Source organism: Lichenicoccus roseus, assembly GCF_005844085.1.
Classification (GTDB): domain Bacteria; phylum Pseudomonadota; class Alphaproteobacteria; order Acetobacterales; family Acetobacteraceae; genus Lichenicoccus; species Lichenicoccus roseus.
The window spans coordinates 808,214-833,149 of record NZ_VCDI01000001.1 but is presented as its reverse complement, the minus strand read 5'-3'; the positions used below and the strand labels follow the sequence as shown (position 1 = coordinate 833,149).

Below are 24,936 nucleotides of genomic sequence, written 5' to 3'. Positions count from 1 at the left end.
GGTCAGGCAAAGACTTCGGTCACCCGCGGACGCTACCGTTTGACGGGACCCGCCGGATCCATGAATTCCGGAAAGAAGCGTGCATGTGCCGCCAGCAGCCGCGCAAGCGATATTGTAGCGCCACTCGACAGAATCAAACCCGTATTGCGACCGGACCGGGCGGACTGTCCAAGCTTGCGCGCAGTAATACCAGCTGCGTGCGCAGCCCTGATCAAGGCGTCGCCATCGCGGACGGCGAGCAGGTAGCGGCCCTGGTCCTCGCCGAACCAGTAGGCATGCGGCGCCATGCCGGATTGCGGCACATCCAGCGCGATACCGGTATCGCCGGCCATCGCCATTTCGGCGATCGCCACCAGCAGGCCGCCGTCGGAGACATCGTGGCACGCCGCCACCTCCCCCGCGGCGATGCGCGCGCGCACGAAATCGCCGTGGCGGCGCTCGGCCACCAGATCGACCGGCGGCGGCGGCCCGTCCTCCAGTCCGTGCACCTCGCGCAGCCAGAGCGACTGGCCGAGATGGCCGGCGGTCTCGCCTATCAGCACCAGGTCGAGGTCGGGCGCCAGCGCCAGGCCCACCGCGGTCGCGGCATCCTCCAGCACGCCGAGGCCGCCGATCGCCGGCGTCGGCAGGATCGATACGGTGCTGCCGTCGGGCGCACGGGTCTCGTTGTAGAGCGAAACGTTGCCGCTCACGACCGGGAAGTCGAGGGCGAGGCAGGCTTCCGCCATGCCGCTGACGGCATCGGCGAACTGCCCCATCACCTCGGGCTTTTCCGGATTGCCGAAGTTGAGGTTGTCGGTGATCGCCAGCGGCCGCGCTCCGGTCGCGGTCAGGTTGCGCCAGGCTTCGGCCACCGCCTGCGCGCCGCCGGTGCGGGCGTCGGCGGCGACATAGCGCGGGGTACAGTCGGTGGTCAGCGCGAGGCCGATGCGGGTACCCTCGACGCGCACGATGGCGGCGTCCGCGGCACCTGGCCGGCGAACCGTCTGGCCACCGACGGTGCTGTCGTACTGGTCCCAGATCCAGGCCCGGGAGGCGCAATCGGGTGAGCCGACCAGCCGCACCAGAGCCGCCTCGATGCCGACCGGGTCGGAGACCGGACCGAGAGGTTCACGCAGCGGCGTCGGCGCAGTCGGGCGATGATAGAGCGGCGCCTGCTCGGCAAGCGGCCCGAGCGGGATGTCGGCCTCGACACGCCCCTTGTGCCGCACCACGATGTGCCCGGTATCGGTCAGCGTGCCGATGATGGCGAAATCGAGCTCCCACTTCTCGAAGATCGCCTGCGCCACCTCGGTGCGGTCCGGGCGCAGCACCATCAGCATGCGCTCCTGGCTTTCGGAGAGCATCATCTCGTAGGCGGTCATGCCGCGCTCGCGCTGCGGCACCGCGTCGAGGTCGAGGTCGATGCCGACCGCGCCCTTGCCCGCCATCTCAACCGAGGACGAGGTCAGGCCGGCGGCCCCCATGTCCTGGATGGCGACGATGGCATCGGTCTGCATCAGCTCCAGGCAGGCCTCGATCAGCAGTTTCTCGACGAACGGGTCGCCGACCTGCACCGTCGGGCGCTTGGCCTGCGCGTCCTCGTCGAACTCGGCCGACGCCATGGTTGCGCCGTGGATGCCGTCGCGGCCAGTGCGGCTGCCGACATACACCACCGGATTGCCGATGCCGGCGGCGGCCGAAAGGAAGATGCGATCCTGCCTTGCGATACCCACGGTCATCGCGTTGACCAGCGGATTGCCGTCATAGGCCGGATGGAAGTTGACCTCGCCGCCGACCGTCGGCACGCCGACGCAGTTGCCGTAGCCGCCGATGCCGCGCACCACCCCGTCGACGATCCGGCGCGTGGCGGGGTTGTCCGGGCTGCCGAACCGCAGCGCGTTGAGGTTGGCGATGGGGCGCGCGCCCATGGTGAACACGTCGCGCAGGATGCCGCCGACGCCGGTGGCCGCACCCTGGTACGGCTCGATGAAGGAGGGATGGTTGTGGCTCTCCATCTTGAAGATGGCAGCCAGCCCTTCGCCGATGTCGACCACGCCGGCATTCTCGCCGGGACCGTGGATCACCCAGGGCGCGGTGGTCGGCAGGGTGCGCAGGAAGGCACGGGAGGATTTGTAGGAGCAGTGCTCCGACCACATCACCGAGAAGATGCCGAGTTCGGTGAGGCTCGGCGCCCGGCCCATGATGGCGAGGACGTTCTGGTACTCGTCAGGCGTCAGCCCGAACTCGCGTGCCAGCGCCTGGTCTACCTGCCTGATCATGCCGCGAGCGCCTGCACCAGTCCGTCGAACAGCGGCTTGCCGTCGATGCCGCCCATCAGCGGATCGACCAGATCCTCCGGATGCGGCATCAGGCCGAGCACGCGAAGATTGCGGCTGAACACCCCAGCGATGTTGCCGGCGCTGCCGTTCGGGTTGGTGCCGGCATCGACCCGGCCCGCCGCATCGCTGTAGCGGAACGCGACCAGGCCGTCGCCGTCGAGCCGCTCCAAGGTCTCGCGGTCGGCGACGTAGTTGCCGTCGCCATGGGCGAGGGGCGCGCGGAACACATCGCCGGCCGACCAGCCACGGGTGAACGCCGTGCCTTCGCGCTCCACCCGCAGGTGGCAGTCATGCGAGAGGAAGCGCAGGCCGGCGTTGCGCAGCAGCGCACCCGGCAGCAATCCCGCCTCGGTCAGGATCTGGAAGCCGTTGCAGACGCCGAGCACATGGCCGCCGGCCTCGGCGAAGCTGCGCACCGCGGTCATGATCGGTGAATGTGCCGCCATCGCCCCGCAGCGCAGATAGTCGCCATGGCTGAACCCGCCCGGCAGCACGACGAGGTCGAGCGCCGGCAGCACGGTGTCGCGATGCCACAGCATGACCGCCTGCGTGCCGGTGGCTCCCTGCAAGGCGATCGCCATGTCGCGCTCGCGGTTGGTGCCGGGGAAGACGACGATGCCGGCCCGCATCAGCCCGACCGTCCTAGTTGCTGCACGGGTAGGATGTGCGAAGCGCCTCGTAGACATCCTCCCCGACATGGGCCTGCAGCCGGTCCGAATGCTCCTTCAGCCAGGACACCACGTGGCCACGTATCTCGGCTGTCGCGGTCGCGGTTGGAATGCAGACCGGCAGCTTCATGCTCGCGTCCGCCGGAGTGTGCGCAGCCAGCTTCTGGATCAGAGCGAAGCTGTCCGCCATGCCGGCTATGTAGGCATCGCAGGCCGGTACGCCGCGTGGCGCGCTGCAGATCTGCAGGAACTTGCCGCCGGCCATCATCGAGACCCGCTGGGCGTGCGCGGGAGCCGGCGGGAGGGCCAGAATGCAAGCCCCGGCGACCAGGAACGTCGCGAATTTCATGTTCATGCCAGCACCTCGGCCGCAAAGGTTTCGATCACCGAGTTGGCCAGCAACCGCTGCGCCATCGCCTCGGCGCGTGACAGCGCCCGACCTTGATCGGTCTCGTCGAGCTCCAGTTCGATCACCCGGCCGGCGCGCACGTCGCCGACCTCGCCGAAGCCGAGCGTATGCAGCGCATGACCGATCGCCTTGCCCTGCGGATCGAGCACGCCCTCCTTGAGCATGACGGTGACTTTGACTCTCACGGCAGGACCCTCCGGTGCACTCTCACTGCATCACCTCCGGGCCCTTGAGATCGTTGTTGCCAGCCTCGGGCAGGATGCCAAGCCGTTTGGCGACCTCCTGGTAGGCTTCCTCGACCCGGCCGAGGTCGCGCCGGAAGCGATCCTTGTCCATCTTCTCGTTGGTCTTGGAGTCCCACAGGCGACAGTTGTCCGGGCTGATCTCGTCCGCCAGCACCAGCCGCATGTCCTCGTTCTCCCACAGCCGGCCGAACTCCAGCTTGAAGTCGACCAGGGTGATGCCGACGCCCAGGAACAGGCCGGACAGGAAGTCGTTGATGCGCAACGCGAGTGCCACCATGTCGTCCATGTCGGCGGTCGAAGCCCAACCGAACGCGGTGATGTGTTCCTCGGCCACCATCGGGTCGTTCAGGCTGTCGTTCTTGTAGTAGTATTCGATGATCGAGCGCGGCAGACGGGTACCCTCGGGGATGCCGAGCCGGGTCGAGAGGCTGCCGGCGGCGACGTTGCGCACCACCACCTCGAGAGGAATGATCTCGACCTCGCGGATCAGCTGCTCGCGCATGTTCAGCCGGCGGACGAAGTGGGTCGGCACCCCGATCTCGTGCAGGCGCAGCATCAGGTGCTCGCTGATCCGGTTGTTCAGCACGCCCTTGCCGGTGATGATGCCCTTTTTGGCCCCGTTGCCGGCGGTTGCGTCGTCCTTGAAATACTGAACGAGCGTTCCCGGCTCCGGCCCCTCGAACAGGATCTTGGCTTTTCCCTCGTAGAGCTGTCGGCGGCGGGCCATGCGTGTACCTTACCTGTCATCACGCCCTTCGGTGCGCGGCGCGGTATAGCACCCTGTCTGCATGAACGCGACCGGGGCGGGACGCACGCGAGCCAGGGCGTTGGAGCCCGGAGGCTGGGCTAGTTGAAGGCCACCGGCTGGAACGGCGCCCGATCCGGCGGGCCGGCTGCGAACATCCAGTTCGGACTGGCGTCCGGGTCGGCAGGCACCGCGACGAGCGAGGCATTGCTGGTGCCGAAGCCGGAGCGCGGCGGAATGTTGAGCTCGCTGCCGGCCGGCAGCGACCGATCGGACAGCAGGGGGATCCAGTTCTTCCAGTCCGGCGGCTCCGGCATGGCAGCCGACTGGAATCGCGGCAGGTGGCGGGCGATGCGCGGGATCCGCATGTCGTCGGGCCCCGCGGTCGCGATCATGTGCATGCCCTCGCTGAGCTGCGTCGCTTCCGGATGGCCATAGCCAAGGCCGCAGACATAGTAGGCATGCGATCGATCGGCGAGCACCATGTTGAACGACCGGAAGCCGCCGGCATCGAGCGCCACGATCTCGGCCAGTGCGGCCTCGGCGGTCTCGTGGCGAAGCGCCAGCAGGGGCAGGTCGCCGCGGGACCGCTTGCCCGGGGCCGGCCCCAGGCTGCCTACACGGTTCAATACCGCGGCTGCAACGCCGCGATCATTGACCGCCAGCCAGGTGCCGTGACCCAGGCCGTCATAGCCGCCGACGATGTTGTGCTGCTCGGGCCAGTGCCGGCCCGGCGACTCCCAGGGACGGTCGAGCCGCTCGTCGCGATTCGCGGCGATCAGGAGTGGCCAAGCCTGGCCGGGCAAGGAGCAGACGATGACGGTACACACAGCGAGCCTTATATGGACACAGCCTCCCGGGGGCAAAGCCCGGCTCAGCCTTGATTACAGTAAAATTGCGCGGTGCGCCAAATTACGCTCGGCGCATCGGCGCCAGGACGCACCGTGCGTCGGACCGATGCAACATGGCGGTCGCCGCCCCGCCCTGGCCATCCCAGGGGTAGGGTCCAAGTCCTTAATCCGTCAGTTCCCGGAGCCTGCGCCCCTTGACGCACCAGATGGTGACAGACCTGCTCATCCTGACGCAGGTGCTGCTGATCGATGTCACCCTTGCGGGCGACAATGCCGTGGTGGTGGCCCTCGCGGTGCTGGGCCTGCCGGCGCGGGAGCGTCGTCTCGCCATCCTGTTCGGCATCGCGGCGGCGACGATCATCCGCATCCTGTTCGCCCTGCTGGCGCTCCGCCTGCTGCAGATCATCGGCTTGACGCTGGCGGGCGGCCTGCTGCTGCTCTGGGTGTGCTGGCGGATGATGCGGGAATTCAGCGGGCAGGCGCGGCTGCCTGCGGGAGAAGCGGCCGTGGGCGTCCCCGCACGGCCGGGCCACCTGCGCCGGGTCGTCCTCAGGATCGTCCTGGCCGACCTCTCGATGAGCCTGGACAACGTGCTGGCGGTGGCCGGGGCCGCCAAGCAGCATGCCTGGATCCTGGTGACCGGACTCGCGGTTTCGGTGCTTCTGATGGGGGCGGCCGCCTCGCTGGTGGCGCGCCTGCTGGAGCGCTACCGCTGGATCGCCTGGATCGGCCTGCTGATCGTGCTGGCCGTCGCCATCGAGTTGATCATCAAGGGGAGCGGCGAGGTGCTGCGCGATGTGCCGTTGCTGCGCGATGTTCCGAGGCTGCGTCACCTGATGCACCATGCGGAATGACCCTCCCCGGCGGCGGCGCTACTCGCCGATCGCTGCCGCGCCGGGATGCCTGCGGTCGATGCCGCCGTAGACCAGGTTGCCATCGACCGGACCGGCGCCAAGGGCAGGTCCGCCCACCAGGATCCCCTGCGCCGAGCCCCAGGGGGCATGGGGCTGCAAGACGTAGCCTTCGTGGCTCAGCGCCTCGATGGTGGCGGCGGGCAGCGCACCCCGCTCGACCTCGACCGGCTCCGGACGCCACTGTTCGTGGATCCGGCCGTCGTCGATCGCCTGCTGGATGGTGCGATGGTAATCCACCACGCCCAGGATGGCCGACAGCGTGATGGTCGGGATGCGCGAGCCGCCGGGGGATCCGATCACCATCACCACGTGCCCGTTGCGCGAGAGGATGGTCGGCGACATCGAGGACAGCGGCGTTTTGCCGGGTGCCACCGCATTGGCTGCGCTGCCGACCAGGCCGTACATGTTCGCGGCCCCCGCCTTGCTGGCGAAGTCGTCCATCTCGTCGTTGAGCATGACGCCGGTGTCCGGCGCCATCACCTGCGCGCCGAACCAGCCATTCAGCGTGTAGGTCACCGATACCGCCTCGCCGTTGCGATCGATGATCGAGTAGTGCGTGGTTTCCTGCTTTTCGTGCGGACCCGCATCCTGCGCCTGCCTGACGGCCGACGCCGCCGCCAGCGGTACCAGGGCGGCCGAAGGCGTCGCACGGTCGGTCGGCGTCGCCCGCCGGATCGCCGCCGCGTAGGCGGGGTCGACCAGGTGGGCCACCGGGTCGTGCACCCACTGTGGATCGCCGAGGCCCTGGCGGTCCGAATACGCGTGCCGCATCGCCTCGACCTCGCGCTGGATCGCCGCCGGCGTGTGGAAGCCCAGCCTTGCCATGTCGTAGCCGGACAGGATCTCCAGGATTTCGCACAGCGCGACGCCGCCGCCCGAGGGCGGTGGTGCGGTATCGACGTGGAAGCCGCGATAGGTGCAGGTCAGCGGCTTGAGCGTGCGCACCTTGTAGGCGGCGAAGTCGCGCATCGAGAGCAGGCCGCCGGCGCGGCTGCTGGCATCCACGATCGCGCGCGCCGTGGGGCCATCGTAGAATGCCTGCGGACCATGCTCGCTGATCGCCTCCAGGGTGCGGGCGAGGTCGGCCTGGATAAGCCGGTCGCCGGCCTGCCACCGGGTGCCGTCCGGCCGCAGGAATACCCGGCGTGAGGCAGGATCCGCCTTGAAGCCGGCGGTGGTCGTGTCCAGCAGCGCGACGTCGTCGGGGCCAAGTACGAATCCGTCGCGGGCGAGGCCGATCGCCGGCGCCATCACGGTGGCGCGCGGCAGGCTGCCATAGTCGCGCAGTGCCGTTTCGAACCCGAGCACGCTGCCGGGCACCCCGACCGCCTTCCAGCCTCTCTCGGACAGCCCGGGCACCACCTTGCCGTCGGCGTCCTGGAACATGGTGGCGGTGGCGGAGAGCGGCGCGCGCTCGCGGAAGTCGAGGAAGACGGCGTGACCGTTGGGCTGGCGCAGCGTCATGAAGCCGCCGCCGCCGATGTTGCCGGCCACCGGATAGACCACGGCAAGCGCGTAGCCGACTGCAACCGCGGCATCCACGGCATTGCCGCCCTGGGCCAGAACCTGCGCCCCGACCCTGGAGGCCAGTGCTTGGGCGGTCACCACCATGCCGTGCCGCGCGCCAACTGGCGCCGCGGGGTCATGGACCGGGCTGCCGCCCCCGGAAGCGAGAGGATCGGCGGCGCGTGCCCGCTCCGGCGACATGGGAACCGCCAGCAGCCCCGCCAGCGCGAGCAGGGTGGTGCGGCGGATCAGGGATCCTGCAGGTATGGCGGCTTGTGCAACCCTGCCGGGGAAAGGGTGAAGATCTCGCATCCGTCCTCCGTCACACCGATCATGTGCTCGAACTGTGCGGACAGACTGCGGTCCCTGGTCACTGCGGTCCAGCCATCATCGAGGATCTTCACGTCCGGACGGCCGGCATTCACCATCGGTTCGATGGTGAAGAACATCCCCGGCGCCAGCACGATGCCGTCGCCCGGCCTGCCGAAATGCAGGATGTTGGGCGCCTCGTGGAAGCGCTGGCCGATGCCGTGGCCGCAGAAATCTCGCACCACGGAGAAGCGCTGCTGCTCGACATAGGACTGGATGGCGTGGCCGAGATCGCCCAGCGTACGGCCCGGCTGCACCGCGGAGATGCCGCGCTGCAGGGCCTCGTACGTCACGTCGATCAGCACCGCGGCGCGGCGGGGTATCTGGCCCACCACATACATCCGGCTGCTGTCACCGTACCAGCCGTCAAGGATCGAGGTGACATCGATATTGAGGATGTCGCCTTCCTGCAGCCTACGATCGCCGGGTATCCCGTGGCAGACCACGTGGTTGATCGAGATGCAGCTCGACTTCGGATAGCCGCGATAGTTCAGCGTAGCCGGCGTCGCGTGGTGGTCGAGGGTGAACTCGTGGATCAGCCGGTCGAGCTCGCCGGTGGTCACGCCAAGCTTCACATGCGGTGTGATCATGTCCAGCGTCAGGGCGGCGAGGCGCCCCGCTTCGCGCATGCCGGCGAAATGCTCCGCCGGATGCAGGATGATGCGCCTTCCCTCCGCTTCACCATCCATGATCCAGACTCCCGCGTTGCGGCGGCCTCGACGCCGCCATGCCCTGCCCGCCGAGGGAGATACCCTGGCCGACTACGAAAATGATCGGGCGGCAGGCGCAACGCAAGGCCGCTGACACAATGATGTCGCGGCGTCGGGTGGAGGTCGCGGTGTCAGTACAGGACGCGGCTCCGGGACCGGTCAGCCATCCGCCAGGTCGGCGACGTGCCCCCCCGGCCGGGCATCGGTCAGGCGCAGGCGCGCTGCATGGCGGCCATGGCCCGGACCGCGGCGGAAATGTGCGCCGGCCAGATGCACGCGCGCACCGACCAGGGTGTAACGCGCCAGATGCAGGGCATGCAGGCCGTGGCCACGACGGAAGATTGTCAGATGGGTCGCCAGCCGGGTCCGCCCGGCGTGACGGCGGCCATGCCGCCCGAGCCAGCCGCGCGGTGCGCTGTCGGCCGACACCAGGGTCATGCCGGTCGCCAGCGGCCGCACCGCCGGCCGCGCCTCGATCGGCACGCCTTCGCGCTGGAACCCGGCATCGAGGATGTTGGTCATCATCGCGCTGCGCTGCGGGTTGCTGCGCGCGCCGAGGATTACGCCGATCAGCCGGACATTGCCGCGCACCGCCGAGGACACGAGGTTGTGCCCGGCATCGGCGGTGTAGCCGGTCTTGAGGCCGTCCGCGCCGGGGTAGCTGCGCAGCATCGGGTCGTGGTTGCCGATGTAGCGGCCATGGAACATGAAGGCCGGCACCGAGAAGTAGTGATACTGCTCCGGGAAGTCGCGGATCAGGCTGCGGGCCAGGATCGCGAAGTCGCGCGCCGTCGAGACCTGTTCGGGGTCGGGCAGGCCGGAGGCATTGCGGAAGGTGGTGTTGCTCATGCCGAGCAGGCGGGCCTGCTGGGTCATGACCTGGGCGAAGCGCCGCTCGTCGCCGCCGCCCATCATCTCGCCCAGCGCGCATGCGGCGTCGTTGGCGGACTTGGTGACCAGGGCGAGAATGGCCTGTTCGACGGTCACATAGGTCCCGGGCACCAGCCCGAGCTTGGACGGCTCCATCGAGGAGGCATGCAGCGAGACCGGCACCGCCTGGTCGAGATTGATGCGGTTGGCGCGCAGCGACTGGAAGGCAAGATACAGCGTCATCAGCTTGGTGAGGCTGGCCGGGTAGCGCTGCAGGTCGGGGTTATACTGCTGCAGCACCTGGCCGGTCTGGGCGTCCATCACGAAGGAGCTGACCTGGCCGACATACTGGGCACGGGCCGGGGCGGCCTGCAGCGACACCGTGCATCCGAGGGCCGCCGCAATCAGCGAGCGGAGCCCGAACCGGCGCACAGGTGAGGTCGTGTCTGCAGCCATGCGCCGTCTCCCGCTGCCCCATCACCCGCGGCATTGCCTGGGCACCTGGAGCAAAAGCCTGGTCCTACCCCACCCGCAACGCCGATCTCCGGCTGCCTCGCATCGGCGTGATGACGTTACCGTAATCTGGCCCAGTCCGTCGCGTCCACAGGATTCTCCCCCAATCATAAGGGCTTGGCCGCCTAGTCTGGCGCGGTGGCAGAACTGTGGCCGCTACGCCATCGATACGTGCTGCACGGCGACGCTTCCAAGAGTTGGAGAAATCCCAATATAACGGAGGCATGCAGAATGCGTCGCAGCACGATCGAGCCAGCCCTACGGCGCTTGCGATGCTTGCGGGCCCCGATCAGCGGCCTTATCTCGGCATGAGGATGAGCGACACCGACAAGAACAATCAGGGCAACCCGCCGGGCGACGGCAACCCGAATACCGGGGTCGTCGTCAAGGCGCGTCCACGCACGCGCAAGCCCGCGATGTACAAGGTGTTGATGCTGAACGACGACTACACGCCGATGGAGTTCGTCGTCCACGTCCTGGAGCGCTTCTTCCAGAAGACCCGGGAGGAGGCCACCCGCATCATGCTGCACGTTCACAAGCGCGGTGTCGGTGTCTGCGGCGTGTTCACCTACGAGGTCGCCGAGACCAAGGTCACCCAGGTGATGGATCTGGCGCGCCAGAACCAGCACCCGCTGCAGTGCACGATCGAGAAGGACTGACCGCGTCGGCCACGCCCACTGTCGCGTCAATGCGCAGGGGTAGGGTTGCGATTGATTGCGCGTCATGTGCGCCACCGGCCCTTTGCGGACCGTTCGGCCCTCCCCATTTCGAGTCCAGCCCCTTCATCGGGGCGTTTTCTCTGGCCTTCGCTGCCAAACGCTCCAAAGATATCGCCTGAACTGCGTCAGGGTGTCCTCGGTGCGTTATCGGGCTGGCCTGATCGGAAGGAGCGTCATCCATGTTGTCCCGCAATCTTGAACAGACGCTTCACCGGGCCCTTTCGCTGGCCGGAGAGCGTCGACACGAATATGCGACCCTGGAGCACCTGCTGCTTGGCCTGGTCGACGACGGGGACGCCGCGACCGTGCTGCGCGCCTGCGGGGTCGATCTCGACAAGCTGCGCAGCGACCTGACCGAGTTCCTCGACAAGGATCTCGCCGGCCTCGCATCGGAACGCGCCAGCGAGCCGAAGCCGACGGCGGCTTTCCAGCGCGTCGTGCAGCGTGCTGCGATCCACGTGCAGTCCTCGGGACGCGACGAGGTCACCGGCGCCAACGTGCTGGTGGCACTCTTCTCGGAGCGCGAGAGCCATGCGGTGTACTTCCTGCAGCTGCAGGACATGACCCGGCTCGACGCCGTCAACTTCATCTCGCATGGCATCGCCAAGGCGCCGGGGCGTTCGTCGCAGCGCCCGGCGACCGGGTCGGCCGGCGGCGGCAGCGGCGGTGGCGACGGTCCGGAAGGCGAGCGCGAGGAGCGTGGACGGGGCGGCAAGAACCAGGACGGGCTGTCGGCCTACTGCGTCAACCTCAACAAGAAGGCGCTGGCCGGCAAGATCGATCCGTTGATCGGGCGTGACCAGGAGATCGAGCGCACCATCCAGATCCTGTGCCGCCGCACCAAGAACAACCCGCTCTATGTCGGTGATCCCGGCGTCGGCAAGACCGCCATCGCCGAGGGCCTGGCCAAGCGCATCGTCGAGGGCGATGTGCCGGAAGTGCTGGCGAAGTCGACGATCTATGCGCTCGACATGGGCGCGCTGCTGGCCGGCACCCGGTATCGCGGCGATTTCGAGGAGCGGCTGAAGGCAGTCGTCACCGAACTCGAGAACAACCCTGGCGGCATCCTGTTCATCGACGAGATCCACACGGTGATCGGCGCAGGCGCCACGTCGGGCGGCGCGATGGATGCGTCCAACCTTCTGAAGCCGGCGCTGGCCCAGGGCACGCTGCGCTGCATCGGCTCGACCACCTACAAGGAGTTCCGCACCTACTTCGAGAAGGACCGTGCACTGGTTCGCCGGTTCCAGAAGATCGACGTCAACGAGCCGTCGGTCGAGGATGCGGTGAAGATCCTGCGTGGCCTCAAGGCCAACTACGAGAAGCACCACAAGGTCCGCTATACCGAGGAGGCGATCCGTGCCTCGGTCGAGCTGTCGGCCAAGTACATCCACGACCGCAAGCTGCCGGACAAGGCGATCGACGTCATCGACGAGGTCGGCGCCTCGCGCATGCTGCTGCCGGAGGGCAAGCGCCGCAAGACGGTGACGCTGCGCGACGTCGAGGAGATCGTCGCGAAGATCGCGCGTATTCCCCCCAAGAGCGTGTCGGCCGACGACAAGGAGACGCTGCGTTCGCTCGAGCGCGATCTCAAGGCGATGGTGTTCGGCCAGGATCGCGCCATCGAGGCGCTGTCGGCGGCGATCAAGTTGTCCCGTGCAGGGCTGCGCGACGCCGAGAAGCCGATCGGCAACTACCTGTTCTCCGGTCCGACCGGCGTCGGCAAGACAGAGGTGGCCAAGCAGCTTGCCTCCACGCTGGGCATCGAGCTGATCCGCTTCGACATGTCGGAATACATGGAGCGGCACAGCATCTCGCGGCTGATCGGCGCGCCACCGGGCTATGTCGGCTTCGACCAGGGTGGCCTGCTGACCGACAGCATCGACCAGCATCCGCACGCGGTGCTGCTGCTCGACGAGATCGAGAAGGCGCACCAGGACCTCTACAACATCCTGTTGCAGGTGATGGACCACGGCAAGCTGACCGACCACAACGGCAAGACCGTCGACTTCCGCAACGTCATCCTGATCATGACGACCAATGCGGGTGCTGCCGACCTGACCCGCGAGGCGATCGGCTTCGGACGCGACAATCGAGCCGGCGAGGACGAGGAGGCGATCAAGCGCATCTTCACCCCCGAGTTCCGCAACCGTCTGGATGCAATCATCCCGTTCGCCGGCCTGACACCGGAGATCGTGGCTCAGGTGGTCGAGAAGTTCGTGTTGCAGCTCGAGGCGCAACTCGCCGACCGCAACGTCACCATCGAGCTGTCGTCGTCCGCCAAGGAGTGGCTCGCGGAGCGGGGCTACGACCGTCTGTATGGTGCAAGGCCGCTGGCCCGCGTCATCCAGGAGCACATCAAGAAGCCGCTCGCCGAGGAGCTGCTGTTTGGCCGCCTGGTCAAGGGTGGTTCGGTCAAGGTCAGCCTGCGCGACGGCAAGCTGGCATTCGACTATGTCGAGGCCGTCGCCGTGCCGCAGGCCGCGGAGAGCGAGGGCGACGAGGGCGGTGGATCCGAGCGGGAGTCGGAGGCCGCCAACTAGTCCATCTGCTAAAACACATCGGCAGCGCCGGCCCCGTCACAAGACAGGGCCGGCGTTGTCATGTCCGAATGCACGGCCGGAGCGCTACTTCTCGCCCTTGAGAGCATGCCTGGAAGCGTCGAGCACCTTCCGGCTGGCTGGGGAGGGCGGTTTCAGATCGAGTGCTTCAAGCGCGTCGATCATCGCCTGCACTACGACCAGGTGGGCAAACCATTTATGGTTGCCGGGGACGACGAACCACGGCGCCTTCGGACGGGCCGTCTCGCGGATCGCACCCTCGTATGCTTCCTGGTAGCCATCCCACAGGGCGCGCTCCTTCAGGTCGGCTTCGGAGAACTTCCAGTTCTTGCCTGGATCGTCGAGGCGTGCCAGCAGCCGCTGGCGCTGTTCCTCCTTCGAGATGTTCAGGAAGAACTTCAGCACCACGACGCCCTGCCGCGCGAGATAGCGTTCGAACGCCCTGATATCCTGGTAGCGGTGCTTCCAGAAGCGTTCGCCGGCGCGCAGCTCCTCGGGGATGTGCTGCTTGTCGATCACCTCCGGGTGCAGCCGGGTGACCAGCACCTCCTCGTAGTGGCTGCGGTTGAAGATGCCGATCTGGCCCCGCAACGGCAGCGCCTGATGGATACGCCAGAGGAAGTCGTGGCCCAGCTCGACCGGGCCGGGCTGCTTGAAGGAATGCACCGCCACGCCCTGCGGGTTGACCCCGGACATCACCCGCTTGATGGTGCCGTCCTTGCCGCCGCCATCCATCGCCTGGAACACCGCGAGCACCGACCAGCTTGCATCTGCGTAGAGCAGCTGCTGCAGTTCCGATAGCCGCTCGACGGCGACCGCCAGCAAGGCCTCGCCTGCGCCCTTGCCGAAATCCACGCCTCCCTTGTCGTCGGGATCGTGGTCGGCAAGCCTGAAGCCGTCGCCGTCATCGATGCGATAGCGCTCCAGGATCGCCTTCAGCTCCGGATGCGGCATGACCTCAGCCTCCGGTACTCTGGCGCTTGATCTGGAACGGGCCTGCGGACTGGCAGGTGGGCATCAGCTCGATCCGGTTGATGTTCACATGCGCCGGCAGCCCGACCACCCAGGCGACACTCTCGGCGATATCATCCGGCGTCAGCGGCGTGGTGCCCTCGTAGACCTTCGCCGCCTTGGCCGCGTCCCCGCCGAACCGCACCTGGCTGAACTCGCTGCCGCCGACCAGGCCGGGCTCGACGTCGGTGACCCGCACGCCGGTGCCGGCGAGATCGGCCTTCAGGTTCAGCACGAACTGGCGCACGAACGCCTTGGTAGCGCCGTAGACGTTGCCACCGGGATAGGGATACTCGCCCGCGACGCTGCCGATGGTGACCACGTGGCCGCGATCGCGCGCCACCATGCCGGGTAGCAGCGCGTGGGTGAGTTGCACCAGGCCGGTCACGTTGGTCGCGATCATCTGCTCCCAGTCGGCAAGCTTCGCATCCTGGGCCGGGCCCAGGCCAAGTGCCAGCCCGGCATTGTTCACCAGCACGTCGATCTCGCGCCATTCGGCCGGCAGGCTGCCCGGCAGCGCCGCCAGCGATCCGGCGTCGGTCATGTCGAGCACCAGCGGATGCAGCCGGTCACCCAGCTCACCGGCCAGCGCCTGCAGCCGGTCCTGGCGGCGGCCGGTGGCGATGACGCGATGCCCGTCGCGCACGAAACGCTGTGCGATGGCGCGGCCGAAACCGGCGGTGGCTCCGGTGACCAGGATGGTCTGGGCTGCTTGGCTCATAGGACTTCCAGTTCGACAGGGATGTTGTTCCGCGTGGCTTTCGAATACGGGCACAACTCGTGCGCCCGCTGCACCAGCGTCTCGGCGGCTTTGCGATCGACGCCGTCGATCTTTGTCCTGAGTATCACCGAAAGGCGAAAATCGCGGTTCTCGGTCTGCAGGGTCACCACCGCGGTGACGGCGACATTCTCCGGCTTGAGATGCTCGAGCTCCGCTGCCGCCAGCACCGCCTGTCCGAAGCAGGCGGAGTAGCCGGCGGCGAACAGCGCCTCCGGATTCGTCGCGGCCGGATTGGATGGCGTTCCATCGGGCCTGGGCACGGCGAGATCCAGCGAGAGCACGCCGTCGCCGGTGTCCACATGGCCGTTGCGGCCGGCGATAGTCGTTGCCTCGGTCGTGAATGCCACGCTTCGTCTCCTGATTGCGGCCGGCTTGCTCGATGTCGCACGACCTTGCGGCGGAGCAACGCAAGGCGGCGGTCAGGGTTGGGCGCCTACGACCGGTGCGGCGAAACCCGCCCTGTCGCCTCCGCCACCATGCGTGCCAGCGCCGCCTGATCGGCAATCTGACGGCCGTCTGGCCCGAACAGGCGCAGGTTGAGCCATTGCGGCGCCGGCAGCAGCTCCAGCACCCGGGTCAGCGCCGCCTCCCCGGTGCCGAAATGCTCGTGCCGGTCCTGCGGCAGGTCGACCGGCCGGCGACGCGGCTGGGCGGGTTCTGCAGGCGGCGGCGGGATGCCGGGAACCGGCTCGGTCCGGAAGGCGAGCGTAAAGGGCATGGCCTTGATCCGCTTCTGTTGCACACGCGGCGCTTGCACAGCACCGGCATCCTGCCACATCTGAGGCATGTTCCCACTGCAGCCAGATCCCGATGCCAGCCTGACCGGCCGCCTGCTGATTGCCATGCCGGCGCTGGTGTCTTCGCCGTTCGCGCAGAGCGTGGTGTTCCTCTGCGCGCACTCCGCCGAGGATGGCGCGATGGGGCTGGTCGTCAACCGCCGCCTCGGCCAGCCCGGCTTCGACGACCTGCTCGAGCAGCTCGGTGTGGCGCCCGTGCCGCCGCGTCGACGCATTGCGCTGTGCGCCGGCGGTCCGGTCGAGAATTCCCGCGGCTTCGTGCTGCACAGCGCCGACTGGACCGGGGATGGCAGCCTGGCGGTGGATGACGGTATCGTGCTGACCGCCAGCCTCGACGTGCTGAGGGTGATCGCCGACGGCGCCGGTCCGCGTCATGCGCTGCTGGCGCTCGGTCATGCGACGTGGGCGCCGGGCCAACTCGAGGAGGAGATCCAGCAGAATGCCTGGCTGTCCGCCCCGGCGACCGAGGCGATCGTGTTCGGCAGCGAGCACGACAACAAGTGGCGGCGCGCGCTCGCCTCGCTGAGCATCGATCCGATCCGCCTATCCCGGGTAGCCGGCCACGCCTGAGAGGGCTTCCTTAAATCCCTGCGGCTGGCGATCCGACGTATCGCTCCGGTGCTCGCGAAAAGTTGGCCGCTCCGCTCCGCTTATCCGAGGGTCGCGGCGGGCGTGGGCCCGAGGCCGGCCCTCATCCGGCAGCAGAAAATTCCGGGTACCCTCCTCGTTCGGAAGTCACCATCCGAGCGAGGGGATCGTGGCGACCGGGGCGAGACCGGCGCTGCCTGCTTCCGCCTCAGCGAGCGCCATGTTGTCGCCGATCATTTCGGCGTGGATGCCGCCGAGCACCCAGCATGAGGCTATCCCGGCAGCCTTTGCGCCGGCGATGTCGGTGGCGAGTGCGTCGCCCACGGCCAGCACCCGGTCCCGCGGCACTGCGAGCATGTCAAGCACCTGTGCATAGACTTCGGGATGCGGCTTGCCGATCGAGCGTACCTGGCCGCCGAGCTGGGCATACTGGCTCGCCAGCAGGCCCGCGCAGACGATCCGCTTGCCGCCGCGTACGATCTCCAGGTCCGGGTTGGCGCAGAGCATCGGCACCCTGGCCTCGCCGCAGGCGCGCAGCAGCGGTGCGTAGATCGCGAGCACATCCTCGGCGCTGTCGTCGTCCGGGCCGGTATTGAGCAGCAGGTCGGCATCGCCGGGGGCGGTCACCAGCGTGAGATCGAGCCCGGCATAGACGCTGGCGTCCTTCTCCGGACCGAGATGCAGCACCCTGCGCCCGACAGAAGCGATCCAGGGGTCGGTGCGCTGCTCCAGCATGACACGGGTAGCCTCGCCGCTGGTCAGGATGCCGTCATAGCTGTCGTCGGGCAGCCCCATCCGGCGCAGCCCCGCCTGCACCGGTGCAACCCGCCGCGGCGCGTTGGAGAGCAGCACGACGCGCTTGCCGGCCTCGCGCAGGCGCTGCAGGCAGGCAATCGCGCCGGGGTAGGGGGTCACGCCGTCATGCACGACGCCCCATAGATCGACGATGTAACCGTCATAATTGCCGGCGATCGAGGACAGCCGATCGAGATGGCGGATCGGAGCGGGCTGGTCTGTCTGGCTGCTCACAGGGCGGTTCCCTTCGCGTCGGCCAGGCGGGCCAACCCCTGCTGGCGCAGCAGCGGCGGAAGGTCGCGCAGCATCCGGGCCACCAGCCCCGGGCCATGCTGCACGAAGCCGGTGTAGAGCTGCACCAGGTCGGCGCCGGCCCGCACCTTGTCCAGCACATCCTGCGCGCTGGCGATGCCGCCGCAGCCGACCAGGGCGAGGCGGCCCTTCGCGATGCGCGCCACCGCCGCCAGCATCGCCGTGCTGCGCGCCCGCAGCGGCTCGCCGGAGAGGCCGCCGCTCTCCCGTGAATGGTGCGAGCGCAGCCATTCCGGCCGCGCCAGCGTCGTATTGGTAACGATCAGGCCGTCCGCACCACCGGCGATCACCGCCTCGACCAGGTCGGCAAGACCACCCGGCGCGATGTCGGGCGACAGCTTGACCAGCAGTGGCCGCCGGGTCCGGCGCGCCGGCGCGATCGCCTGCAGCAGCCCGGCTACCCGGTCCGGCTGCTGCAGGTCGCGTAGGCCGGGAGTGTTGGGCGAGGAGAGGTTGATGACCAGGTAGTCGACCAGCGGCGACGCCGCCTGGACCAGCATCGGATAGTCGTCGAGCGGCGCCGCGCCCTGCTTGTTGATGCCGAGATTGAGCCCGACCGGCACGCCCGGCACCCGGCGCAGCCTCGCCAGCCGGGCAAGAGCCGCGTCGATGCCGCGATTGTTGAAGCCCATCCGGTTGATGATGGCGCCGTCCTCCGGCAGCCGGAACAGGCGCGGATGCGCATTGCCCGACTGCGGCAGCGGCGTCACCGTGCCGGCCTCCACGAAGCCGAAGCCGAGACGCGCCAGCGGGCGCACCACCCTGGCGTCCTTGTCGAAGCCGGCGGCGATGCCGATCGGGTTGGCGAAGCGCAGCCCCATCGCCTCGACCGCCAGCGCCGGGTCGCTGGCGCCGTCGTGATGGCCGCCGAGGCCGAGCAGCAGCCCGGCGATGGCGAGCTGGTGCGCCCGTTCGGGATCCACCCGGTGCAGGAGGGCGGTGGAAAGCGGAGTTGACTGCATCCCCTTCTGGTGCCGCAAGCCGGCCGAAGATGGAAGCCATCTTGCCCTGCCGGACACCAGGACTTGCCATGCGGGACCCTGGGCCTTGCCTTGCCAGCCAAGGACTACGATCTTCCGGCGCATGTGGGATGAGCCCTATCTCGAAACCTGTTGCCGTTCGGCGCTGCACCGGCTGACGCTGGTGGGCGATCATGGCCGTCCGCCTGATCTGAAGGACCAGCCCTGCCTCGAGCGGCTGGCAGGCATGGATCTCGCCACGCTGCGGGATGACGGGCGCTACGCCATCACCACCGCCGGCATCGCGCGGCACGCGAGCGAGATCCTGAAGGCGGATGCCTGAGGGCGCGACGCGGGTGGGCCTGACGCACGAGGATGTCTGGCGGGCGCTGGATACCCTGGCGGCCGAGAAGGGTCTGTCGCCATCAGGCCTGGCCCGCGCGGCGGGGCTCGACCCGACTGCGTTCAACCGGTCCAAACGCGCCACGCCACATGGCAGGCTGCGCTGGCCGAGCACCGAGAGCCTGAGCCGCGTGCTGGCGGCGACCGGGGCGACATTGGAGAATTTCACCGCCTTGGTCGGTGGCGCGCGCGCGCTCAGTTCGGGCCGTCCGCCACGGGGCGCCCGCCGGCTACGCCTGCTGGCATACTCCCGCCTTGGCCATGAGGCCAGCGTCCCCGACCAGGGCGACGAGACCACGATCCCGGTCCAGACCGATCCCGGCTCCTACGCCGTCCGCCTGGACACCGACACCTATGAGCCGGTGCTGCGCGAGGGATCGCTGCTGGTCGTCTCGCCGGATCAGCCGATCGGGCCGGGCGACCGCGTGCTGCTGAGGCTGCGCACGATCGCAGGCGATGACGAGCCCGTCGGGCGGGCGCCCGCCATTGCGGGCCTGCTGGAAAAGTCCAACCAGCATCGGCTCGAACTCTCGACGCTCGACCCCGCCGCCAGGCGGCTGGTGCTTGAAACCGAACAGGTCGCCTGGATGCACCGGATCGGCTGGGTCAGCTTCTGATCGAGGCCGTTCCAGAACTCAGCGACCGTTCTCGCTCGTCGTCCAGCCGGTCATGGCCCATGCGTACGTCCCGGGCCTCGCGCCCGACCGCGACCAGCAGCGTGATCACCAGCGCGGCCAGGCCGACCACGCAGGCCATCGCCGGCCCGATGCCGGTGCCGAGGCGCTGCGCCAGCCACACCTGGATGTTGGCGTTCGGCGAGGCGAGCAGGTTGCCGAGCTGATACACCGCGCCCGGGAAGGTGGCCCGGATCGCCGCCGGCGAGATCTCGTTCAGGTAGGCCGGCACCACGCCCCAGGCGCCCTGCACGCAGACCTGGATCAGGAAGCCGCCAAGCGCCAGCCATACCAGCCCGTGCGAGAAGATCCAGAGCGGGATCACCGGCAGCGCCAGCATCGCCAGGATGCCGATCGCCCAGCGCCGTCCGATCCGCTGTGACAGCAGGCCGGTCGACAGACCGCCGACGATCGCACCCAGGTTGAAGATGATCATGACCAGGCTGATTTCGTTGTGCGACAGGTGCTGCTGGCGGCCCAGGAACAGCTTCGGATAAAGGTCCTGCGAGCCGTGCGAGAGGAAATTGAAGCCCATCATCAGGCAGATTGCGAAGATCGACAGGCCGATATTCCGTCGCAGCACCCCGAACAGAGACTCGTGGTGCACGGCCTCGCCGCGCGATAGCCAGTCGGGACTCTCCGGCACGCTGCGCCGGATATACAGCACCAGCAGCGCCGGAAAGGCGCCGACGATGAACATGCCGCGCCAGCCGATCAGCGGCTCCGCCAGGAACAGGACCGACGCCAGCAGGTATCCGGTCGGGTAGCCGGTCTGCAGCAGGCCGGACACCAGCCCGCGCCAGCGACCTGGAATGCTCTCCATCACCAGCGAGGCGCCGACGCCCCACTCGCCGCCCATCGCAATCCCGTACAGGCCGCGCAGGATCAGGAAGATGGTGAAACTCGGGGCGAAGCCGGACAGCAGTTCGAGCACCGCGTAGCACAGGACATTGACCATCATCGTCGGCCGCCGGCCGTAGCGGTCGGCGAGCCGGCCGAACAGCAGCGCGCCGAGGAACCGGCAGGCCAGCGTCAGGGTGATCGCGAAGGCGGTTGCCGAGATCGGCACGCCGAAGCTCCGCGCCACGCTGTCCAGCACGAACGCCATGATGAAGAAATCGAACGCGTCCAGCATCCAGCCGAGGTAGCAGGCTGCCACCACATGCCAGGCCCGCCGGTCGACGACGTCCGGTGCCGGAGACCGCGCGCCCGTCTGATATCCTGCAGCCATGCCGGGACGCGTCCTTCGTCTTGTACGTGATCGCACCATAGCCGTCCTGGGCCACCCGGCAATCCGGTCGCAACGATCGGGACGCACCGGTGTCAGGTTTACGGATCGTCGCGGAGCGGCAATCGTCGGCGGCTCACCAACGACAGCCCTTCGCAACGTCCGGGATCACGATGCACCCGGCACATTTCACGCCCCGGGCCGACATGGTCCTGGGGCTCGCCGTGCAGGTCGCCGCCGCGCCGCCAACCCGGCTTCGACCCTGCCCATGGGAAATTCGTGCCGCCCGCCTCCGGTGGCTTCGTATGGCCGCGCAGCAAGCAGAGCGTCGACCTGCAGGACGAGACGACGCTGCTCGTCGTGCGCGACCGGGGACCGGCGATAAGGGCGGGGCCAGCATGACTGACGCGGGCCATCCGTTCGTGGTGAAGCGCCTTGCGCGTGGCCCACCGCTGTCGGCGGCGGTCGAACTGTTCCGCGATACCAGCCACGATGGCGGCGTCGCGCCGCGGACCTTCGTCAATGGCGACGGCGCCGGATACTCGCTGATCGAGCGCGATATCAGCTTCTTCGAGAAGCAATATGTGCAGGTCACCGCGAACGGCATCGAGCCTCGCGACCTGCCGCCGCGCGCCACCGTCAAGGGGCTGGTGGATGGCCGCCGCTGGTCAGGATTGGCTAGGCCTGGACACCGCACGGCGGCGAGCCGATCGCCGCCGGGTCGCTGGTGGCGATCCGGCCGTCGCGACGGTGACCGCGCATGCGGTTGTGGCCGAAACAGGCGACAACGTCCGCGGCCGGGGCTGGGTGTTCACGCCCGACGATGCAGCCGCAGCGGCGCCGGGGTGGCGCGCGCGGCGTATTGCCTTGCCCGCCGATGTCGCCGTAGATATTGCCGGCGCCTCGTCGCGCGACGACCGTGCCTTCCTCGGCATGACCGGCTTTATCGACTTGAGCACGCTCTGGCTTGCCGACGCCGCATCGGGCCAGGCGACGTGGATCGAATCGCTACCCGCCCAGTTCGATGCGTCGTGGCGGCGTCTGAGTTCTCGCCAACATTCGCGGCGGCGGCGAATTCGGCCCGGACTGGCGCCAGGCGACGCTCAAGACCGGCCGGCAGCGCGCCCTGGATCATCCTGCCGCGGTCGGACGCGACCTGTTTACGCGCCGCATCATCTCGGCGCGCCGGCTCGGCATCCGTTGCTGGACATGCTGAACTTCGAGACCATGGGGGCGGGCGCCTCGCGGGTCGGAAAATACGGCAGCGTCTCGGTGTCGGCCCCGGGGCTAATTCCTGGCCTGTATCTCGCCGCTGCAGACAGTTGGGCCGGGCGTTGCCTATCCGGAACCGTTCATCTCCACCACCACCAGTGACGATCGCATGGACCATGCAGCAGCCGCATTCGCCGCTCCTGTATTCCGGGCAGACCGAGGGCGGTCACGCGGCCGGCGCCAATCTGCGTGAGGTCGCCCTCGGGCAGGCGCTGGAATTGACCTACCTGTCGCACGCGCCGATGGGTGACCACCGAAGGAGCTTTAGCATGGGTCTTCTTGTCGACGGCGTCTGGCAGGACCGGTGGTACGAGACCAGGGACGGCCGTTTCGAGCGTGAGAGCAGCCGGTTCAGGGATCGCGTCACGCCGGATGGCAGCACCGGATTCAAGGCCGAGGCAGGGCGCTACCATCTCTATGTCTCGCTGGCCTGCCCATGGGCGCATCGCACCCTGATCATGCGACGCCTGAAGGGGCTCGAGGATATGATCGGCCTGTCCGTGGTGCACTGGATCATGGGCGAGCAAGGCTGGACGTTCGAGGACGGTCCGGGCGTGATCGCCGATCCGGAAGGCGCCGGTTTCCTGCATCAGGTCTATGCACGCGCGAAGCCGGACTATACCGGCCGCGTCACCGTGCCGGTGCTGTGGGATCGGCAGCGTCGCACCATCGTCTCGAACGAGAGTTCGGAAATCCTGCGCATGCTCGGCTCCGCCTTCGACGGAGTAGGTGCGACGCCTGGGGACTTCACCCCGGCCGCGCTGCTGCGCGAGATCGACGACGTCAACGCGCGCGTCTACGACACCGTCAACAACGGCGTGTACAAGGCCGGCTTCGCAACCAGCCAGGGTGTCTACGAAGCGGCCGTCCACAGCCTCTTCGAGAGCCTGGACTGGCTCGAGGAGCGCCTCTCGCGGCGGAGTTTCCTGGTCGGCGAGCGCTTGACGGAAGCCGATATCAGGCTCGTCACGACGCTGTTCCGCTTCGATGCGGTCTACGTCGGCCACTTCAAGTGCAACCTGCGCCGGCTGATCGACTACCCGGAACTCTGGGACTACGCACGTGCGCTATTTCAGACGCCCGGCATCGCCGGTACGGTCGATTTCGACCATATCAAGGGCCATTACTATGGGAGCCATCCGACCATCAACCCGAACCGTATCGTGCCGATAGGGCCGGTGCTGGATTGGGAGGCGCCGGCCCGACGACGCGTCTGAGGGTTGCCCGCATCCGGTTGGCCGCTGCCCCGTCCGGGATGAGCCGGTTGCTATCCAACTGATAAGACATGCTTTCGCCAGAAGCCTGAATTGCCGGCCAGAGGCTCATGCGAGGGTTGTTGATCCGGGATTTACGCAACCGTCTCAATCTGGCAACGTCGTCCCACAAACAGCGGAACTTTCAGCAATCCGTCATGATGGCACGGTTCCATAGGCTGGCGCAGACACGCTGCTCGATCCGGTTGGTCCTCGGCGCCTCGCTCCTGATATCGCTCCCGTCGGAAGCAGCTGAACACTATCGGAGCCTCTCGGCGGGGGTTGCCTGCGTCGATCCGCTCGCCACCCTCGCCCTGGACAGCCGTCATGCCCGCAGTCCGGCATGGCGCCATCATATCCGCAGGGCGGGTCGCTGCTTCACCATCCGGCGTGGCGAGCAATGGGACTGGATCGCCAGCAGCGAACCGCATCTCCTGTTGCTGCGCCGTCGGGACCCACGGGCCGGCCAGCCGCCGCTGTACTTCAACGGCTCGCTGATGCAGGCTGAGTTCGATGCGAGGGCAGCCAGGCAAGCAGCGCCGGCACGCCGCGTCGCCACCGCTTCCGAGCACCACCACCCGGAGCACCGGATACGTCAGATCGACGGCCGCTTGCATGATGCGGTGCGGGCCTGGCATGCGATTCCGCGCATCGCTGCGCCGGCCCGGCCCGGCCCGCTTGCGGCGGTGCAACCCCCGGCAATTCAGCCGCCCGCAGTTCCGTTGCCGCGAGCCACTCCGGTTGGCCCGTCGCCCGCGCCGACCGCAACTCCGGCGCCAGGCTCGGTGCTGCCGTCGCTTGCCCCGGCATTCACGCCGATCATGCCGACGGCTGCGCTGCTGCGTAGCGAGCGGATCGGGCGGGTAATCGGGGCGTTCCTATTTTTCGGCCTGCTCTGTAGCCTGCTGGCGCTGTTCGCCTTCATCACGTGGCGTCTGCGGGCGCGGGCGCAGGCAGCCTTCGCGGAGCGGATGACGGACACCGAGCTGGCGCCTGTCCCGGCCGGCCCTGGGGTACGGCCGATGCAATATCGCGGTGCCCCGGATGAAGTGGCGATGGCATCGCAGGCGAAGCTCCCGGATCGTCCGTTGCAGCCGGCTCGCGCCGCAGCCGCTCCGGGCGCACTCGCCGATTACAAGAGCCGTTGCGTTTCGATGTTGCGGCTTGCCGGCTGGGATGCGCGCACGCGGCCGCCCGGCGGCAACCGCGAGCCTGATGTCATTGCCCGTCGCGGTGCGCGGCTCCTGGCACTGCAATGCCACGTCTCATCGGAGCCGGTGGACGTCCAGGCCGTCGAGGATGCCTGTCTGGCGCGCGAGAAGCAGCGCAGCGACCTGGCTGCGATCGTCTCGAGGAGCCGCTATACCGAGGCTGCGCGTCAGCTTGCGGATCGTACTGGCGTCGTTCTTCTGCAGGACCACGAATTGGCGTCGTTCGGCGCCTGAAGCGGCTTCTCCCGCGCC

At 68.2% G+C, this 24,936-nt stretch carries 26 protein-coding genes; 9 read left to right on the top strand and 17 right to left on the bottom strand.

Annotation, left to right across the window (positions count from 1 at the left end; all coding sequences use genetic code 11):
* Positions 1-32: 32 nt before the first annotated feature.
* The 6 genes from purL to FE263_RS03685 all read right to left on the bottom strand — a co-directional run bounded on the left by purL (position 33) and on the right by FE263_RS03685 (position 5,218).
* Entirely contained in the window at positions 33-2,261 is a 2,229-nt protein-coding gene (purL, locus tag FE263_RS03710; protein WP_138324559.1) for a phosphoribosylformylglycinamidine synthase subunit PurL, read from the bottom strand.
* Complete coding sequence (gene purQ, locus FE263_RS03705) at positions 2,258-2,950, bottom strand: phosphoribosylformylglycinamidine synthase subunit PurQ (RefSeq protein WP_138324558.1); 693 nt, start codon at positions 2,948-2,950, stop codon at positions 2,258-2,260. The genes purL and purQ overlap by 4 nt, the downstream gene beginning before the upstream one ends.
* Before the next feature lie 13 nt (positions 2,951-2,963).
* Positions 2,964-3,344: a Rap1a/Tai family immunity protein gene (locus FE263_RS03700; RefSeq protein ID WP_138324557.1), complete on the bottom strand. Its 381-nt coding sequence runs from the start codon at positions 3,342-3,344 to the stop codon at positions 2,964-2,966.
* A complete protein-coding gene (gene purS, locus FE263_RS03695) occupies positions 3,341-3,583 on the bottom strand; it encodes a phosphoribosylformylglycinamidine synthase subunit PurS (RefSeq protein ID WP_138324556.1) in 243 nt (80 codons plus the stop codon). The genes FE263_RS03700 and purS overlap by 4 nt, the downstream gene beginning before the upstream one ends.
* Before the next feature lie 22 nt (positions 3,584-3,605).
* Complete coding sequence (gene purC / locus FE263_RS03690; protein ID WP_138324555.1) at positions 3,606-4,370, bottom strand: phosphoribosylaminoimidazolesuccinocarboxamide synthase; 765 nt, start codon at positions 4,368-4,370, stop codon at positions 3,606-3,608.
* Positions 4,371-4,489: 119 nt separating this feature from the next.
* Positions 4,490-5,218, bottom strand: a complete 729-nt coding sequence (locus tag FE263_RS03685; RefSeq protein ID WP_138324554.1) for an NRDE family protein — start codon at positions 5,216-5,218, stop codon at positions 4,490-4,492.
* 227 nt (positions 5,219-5,445) lie between these two features.
* Here FE263_RS03685 and FE263_RS03680 point away from each other — a divergent pair, with 227 nt between their 5' ends.
* Positions 5,446-6,093: a YjbE family putative metal transport protein gene (locus tag FE263_RS03680; RefSeq protein WP_138324929.1), complete on the top strand. Its 648-nt coding sequence runs from the start codon at positions 5,446-5,448 to the stop codon at positions 6,091-6,093.
* 18 nt (positions 6,094-6,111) lie between these two features.
* Here the strand turns inward: FE263_RS03680 and ggt are convergent, their stop codons facing one another.
* From ggt to FE263_RS03665, 3 genes are all read right to left on the bottom strand, one after another.
* Positions 6,112-7,971, bottom strand: a complete 1,860-nt coding sequence (gene ggt, locus FE263_RS03675; protein WP_240758966.1) for a gamma-glutamyltransferase — start codon at positions 7,969-7,971, stop codon at positions 6,112-6,114.
* Entirely contained in the window at positions 7,908-8,717 is an 810-nt protein-coding gene (map, locus tag FE263_RS03670; protein WP_138324553.1) for a type I methionyl aminopeptidase, read from the bottom strand. Before map ends, ggt begins: the two co-directional genes overlap by 64 nt.
* A gap of 180 nt (positions 8,718-8,897) precedes the next feature.
* On the bottom strand, positions 8,898-10,064 hold the full coding sequence (locus FE263_RS03665; RefSeq protein WP_138324552.1) for a D-alanyl-D-alanine carboxypeptidase family protein: 1,167 nt from the start codon (positions 10,062-10,064) through the stop codon (positions 8,898-8,900).
* Positions 10,065-10,435: 371 nt separating this feature from the next.
* On the opposite strand from FE263_RS03665, the gene clpS reads away from it, so the two are divergent.
* Together clpS and clpA are read left to right on the top strand one after the other, a co-directional pair.
* Complete coding sequence (gene clpS / locus FE263_RS03660) at positions 10,436-10,780, top strand: ATP-dependent Clp protease adapter ClpS (RefSeq protein ID WP_138324551.1); 345 nt, start codon at positions 10,436-10,438, stop codon at positions 10,778-10,780.
* A gap of 239 nt (positions 10,781-11,019) precedes the next feature.
* A complete protein-coding gene (clpA, locus tag FE263_RS03655) occupies positions 11,020-13,383 on the top strand; it encodes an ATP-dependent Clp protease ATP-binding subunit ClpA (RefSeq protein ID WP_138324550.1) in 2,364 nt (787 codons plus the stop codon).
* A gap of 84 nt (positions 13,384-13,467) precedes the next feature.
* Here the strand turns inward: clpA and FE263_RS03650 are convergent, their stop codons facing one another.
* From FE263_RS03650 to FE263_RS03635, 4 genes are all read right to left on the bottom strand, one after another.
* Positions 13,468-14,355: a polyphosphate kinase 2 family protein gene (locus tag FE263_RS03650; RefSeq protein WP_138324549.1), complete on the bottom strand. Its 888-nt coding sequence runs from the start codon at positions 14,353-14,355 to the stop codon at positions 13,468-13,470.
* Positions 14,356-14,359: 4 nt separating this feature from the next.
* Positions 14,360-15,133, bottom strand: coding sequence for an SDR family NAD(P)-dependent oxidoreductase (locus FE263_RS03645; RefSeq protein WP_138324548.1), 774 nt, complete (start codon positions 15,131-15,133; stop codon positions 14,360-14,362).
* On the bottom strand, positions 15,130-15,540 hold the full coding sequence (locus FE263_RS03640) for an Ohr family peroxiredoxin (RefSeq protein ID WP_205880242.1): 411 nt from the start codon (positions 15,538-15,540) through the stop codon (positions 15,130-15,132). The genes FE263_RS03645 and FE263_RS03640 overlap by 4 nt, the downstream gene beginning before the upstream one ends.
* An 86-nt stretch (positions 15,541-15,626) precedes the next feature.
* Positions 15,627-15,911: a hypothetical protein gene (locus FE263_RS03635; protein WP_138324546.1), complete on the bottom strand. Its 285-nt coding sequence runs from the start codon at positions 15,909-15,911 to the stop codon at positions 15,627-15,629.
* A 67-nt stretch (positions 15,912-15,978) separates the two neighbouring features.
* Here FE263_RS03635 and FE263_RS03630 point away from each other — a divergent pair, with 67 nt between their 5' ends.
* Positions 15,979-16,560: a YqgE/AlgH family protein gene (locus tag FE263_RS03630; protein WP_138324545.1), complete on the top strand. Its 582-nt coding sequence runs from the start codon at positions 15,979-15,981 to the stop codon at positions 16,558-16,560.
* Between the two features lie 165 nt (positions 16,561-16,725).
* On the opposite strand, the gene FE263_RS03625 is transcribed toward FE263_RS03630, so the two are convergent.
* Both FE263_RS03625 and FE263_RS03620 read right to left on the bottom strand, forming a co-directional pair.
* Positions 16,726-17,577, bottom strand: a complete 852-nt coding sequence (locus FE263_RS03625; protein WP_138324927.1) for a TIGR01459 family HAD-type hydrolase — start codon at positions 17,575-17,577, stop codon at positions 16,726-16,728.
* Positions 17,578-17,603: 26 nt separating this feature from the next.
* Positions 17,604-18,647: a quinone-dependent dihydroorotate dehydrogenase gene (locus FE263_RS03620; RefSeq protein WP_138324544.1), complete on the bottom strand. Its 1,044-nt coding sequence runs from the start codon at positions 18,645-18,647 to the stop codon at positions 17,604-17,606.
* A gap of 121 nt (positions 18,648-18,768) precedes the next feature.
* Between FE263_RS03620 and FE263_RS03615 the strand changes: the two genes are divergently transcribed.
* Both FE263_RS03615 and FE263_RS03610 read left to right on the top strand, forming a co-directional pair.
* Complete coding sequence (locus FE263_RS03615) at positions 18,769-18,987, top strand: hypothetical protein (protein WP_138324543.1); 219 nt, start codon at positions 18,769-18,771, stop codon at positions 18,985-18,987.
* The gene (locus tag FE263_RS03610; protein ID WP_138324542.1) at positions 18,980-19,663 is read left to right on the top strand and encodes a S24 family peptidase; all 684 of its coding nucleotides are present in this window, start codon (positions 18,980-18,982) and stop codon (positions 19,661-19,663) included. The genes FE263_RS03615 and FE263_RS03610 overlap by 8 nt, the downstream gene beginning before the upstream one ends.
* Here FE263_RS03610 and FE263_RS03605 read toward each other — a convergent pair.
* Both FE263_RS03605 and FE263_RS22010 read right to left on the bottom strand, forming a co-directional pair.
* Positions 19,653-20,951, bottom strand: a complete 1,299-nt coding sequence (locus tag FE263_RS03605) for an MFS transporter (protein ID WP_138324541.1) — start codon at positions 20,949-20,951, stop codon at positions 19,653-19,655. The two genes, FE263_RS03610 and FE263_RS03605, sit on opposite strands and share 11 nt — an antisense overlap.
* A 98-nt stretch (positions 20,952-21,049) precedes the next feature.
* Positions 21,050-21,529 carry a hypothetical protein gene (locus FE263_RS22010; RefSeq protein ID WP_171033911.1) on the bottom strand — a complete coding sequence of 160 codons (480 nt, stop codon included), beginning with the start codon at positions 21,527-21,529 and terminating at the stop codon, positions 21,050-21,052.
* A gap of 73 nt (positions 21,530-21,602) precedes the next feature.
* On the opposite strand from FE263_RS22010, the gene FE263_RS03600 reads away from it, so the two are divergent.
* The 3 genes from FE263_RS03600 to FE263_RS03590 all read left to right on the top strand — a co-directional run bounded on the left by FE263_RS03600 (position 21,603) and on the right by FE263_RS03590 (position 24,918).
* Positions 21,603-22,322, top strand: a complete 720-nt coding sequence (locus FE263_RS03600; RefSeq protein ID WP_138324540.1) for a hypothetical protein — start codon at positions 21,603-21,605, stop codon at positions 22,320-22,322.
* A gap of 14 nt (positions 22,323-22,336) precedes the next feature.
* A complete protein-coding gene (locus FE263_RS03595) occupies positions 22,337-23,437 on the top strand; it encodes a glutathione S-transferase family protein (RefSeq protein ID WP_456306561.1) in 1,101 nt (366 codons plus the stop codon).
* A gap of 194 nt (positions 23,438-23,631) precedes the next feature.
* Positions 23,632-24,918 (top strand): restriction endonuclease, encoded by a 1,287-nt coding sequence (locus FE263_RS03590; RefSeq protein ID WP_171033910.1) that lies wholly within the window; start codon positions 23,632-23,634, stop codon positions 24,916-24,918.
* Positions 24,919-24,936 lie beyond the last annotated feature (18 nt).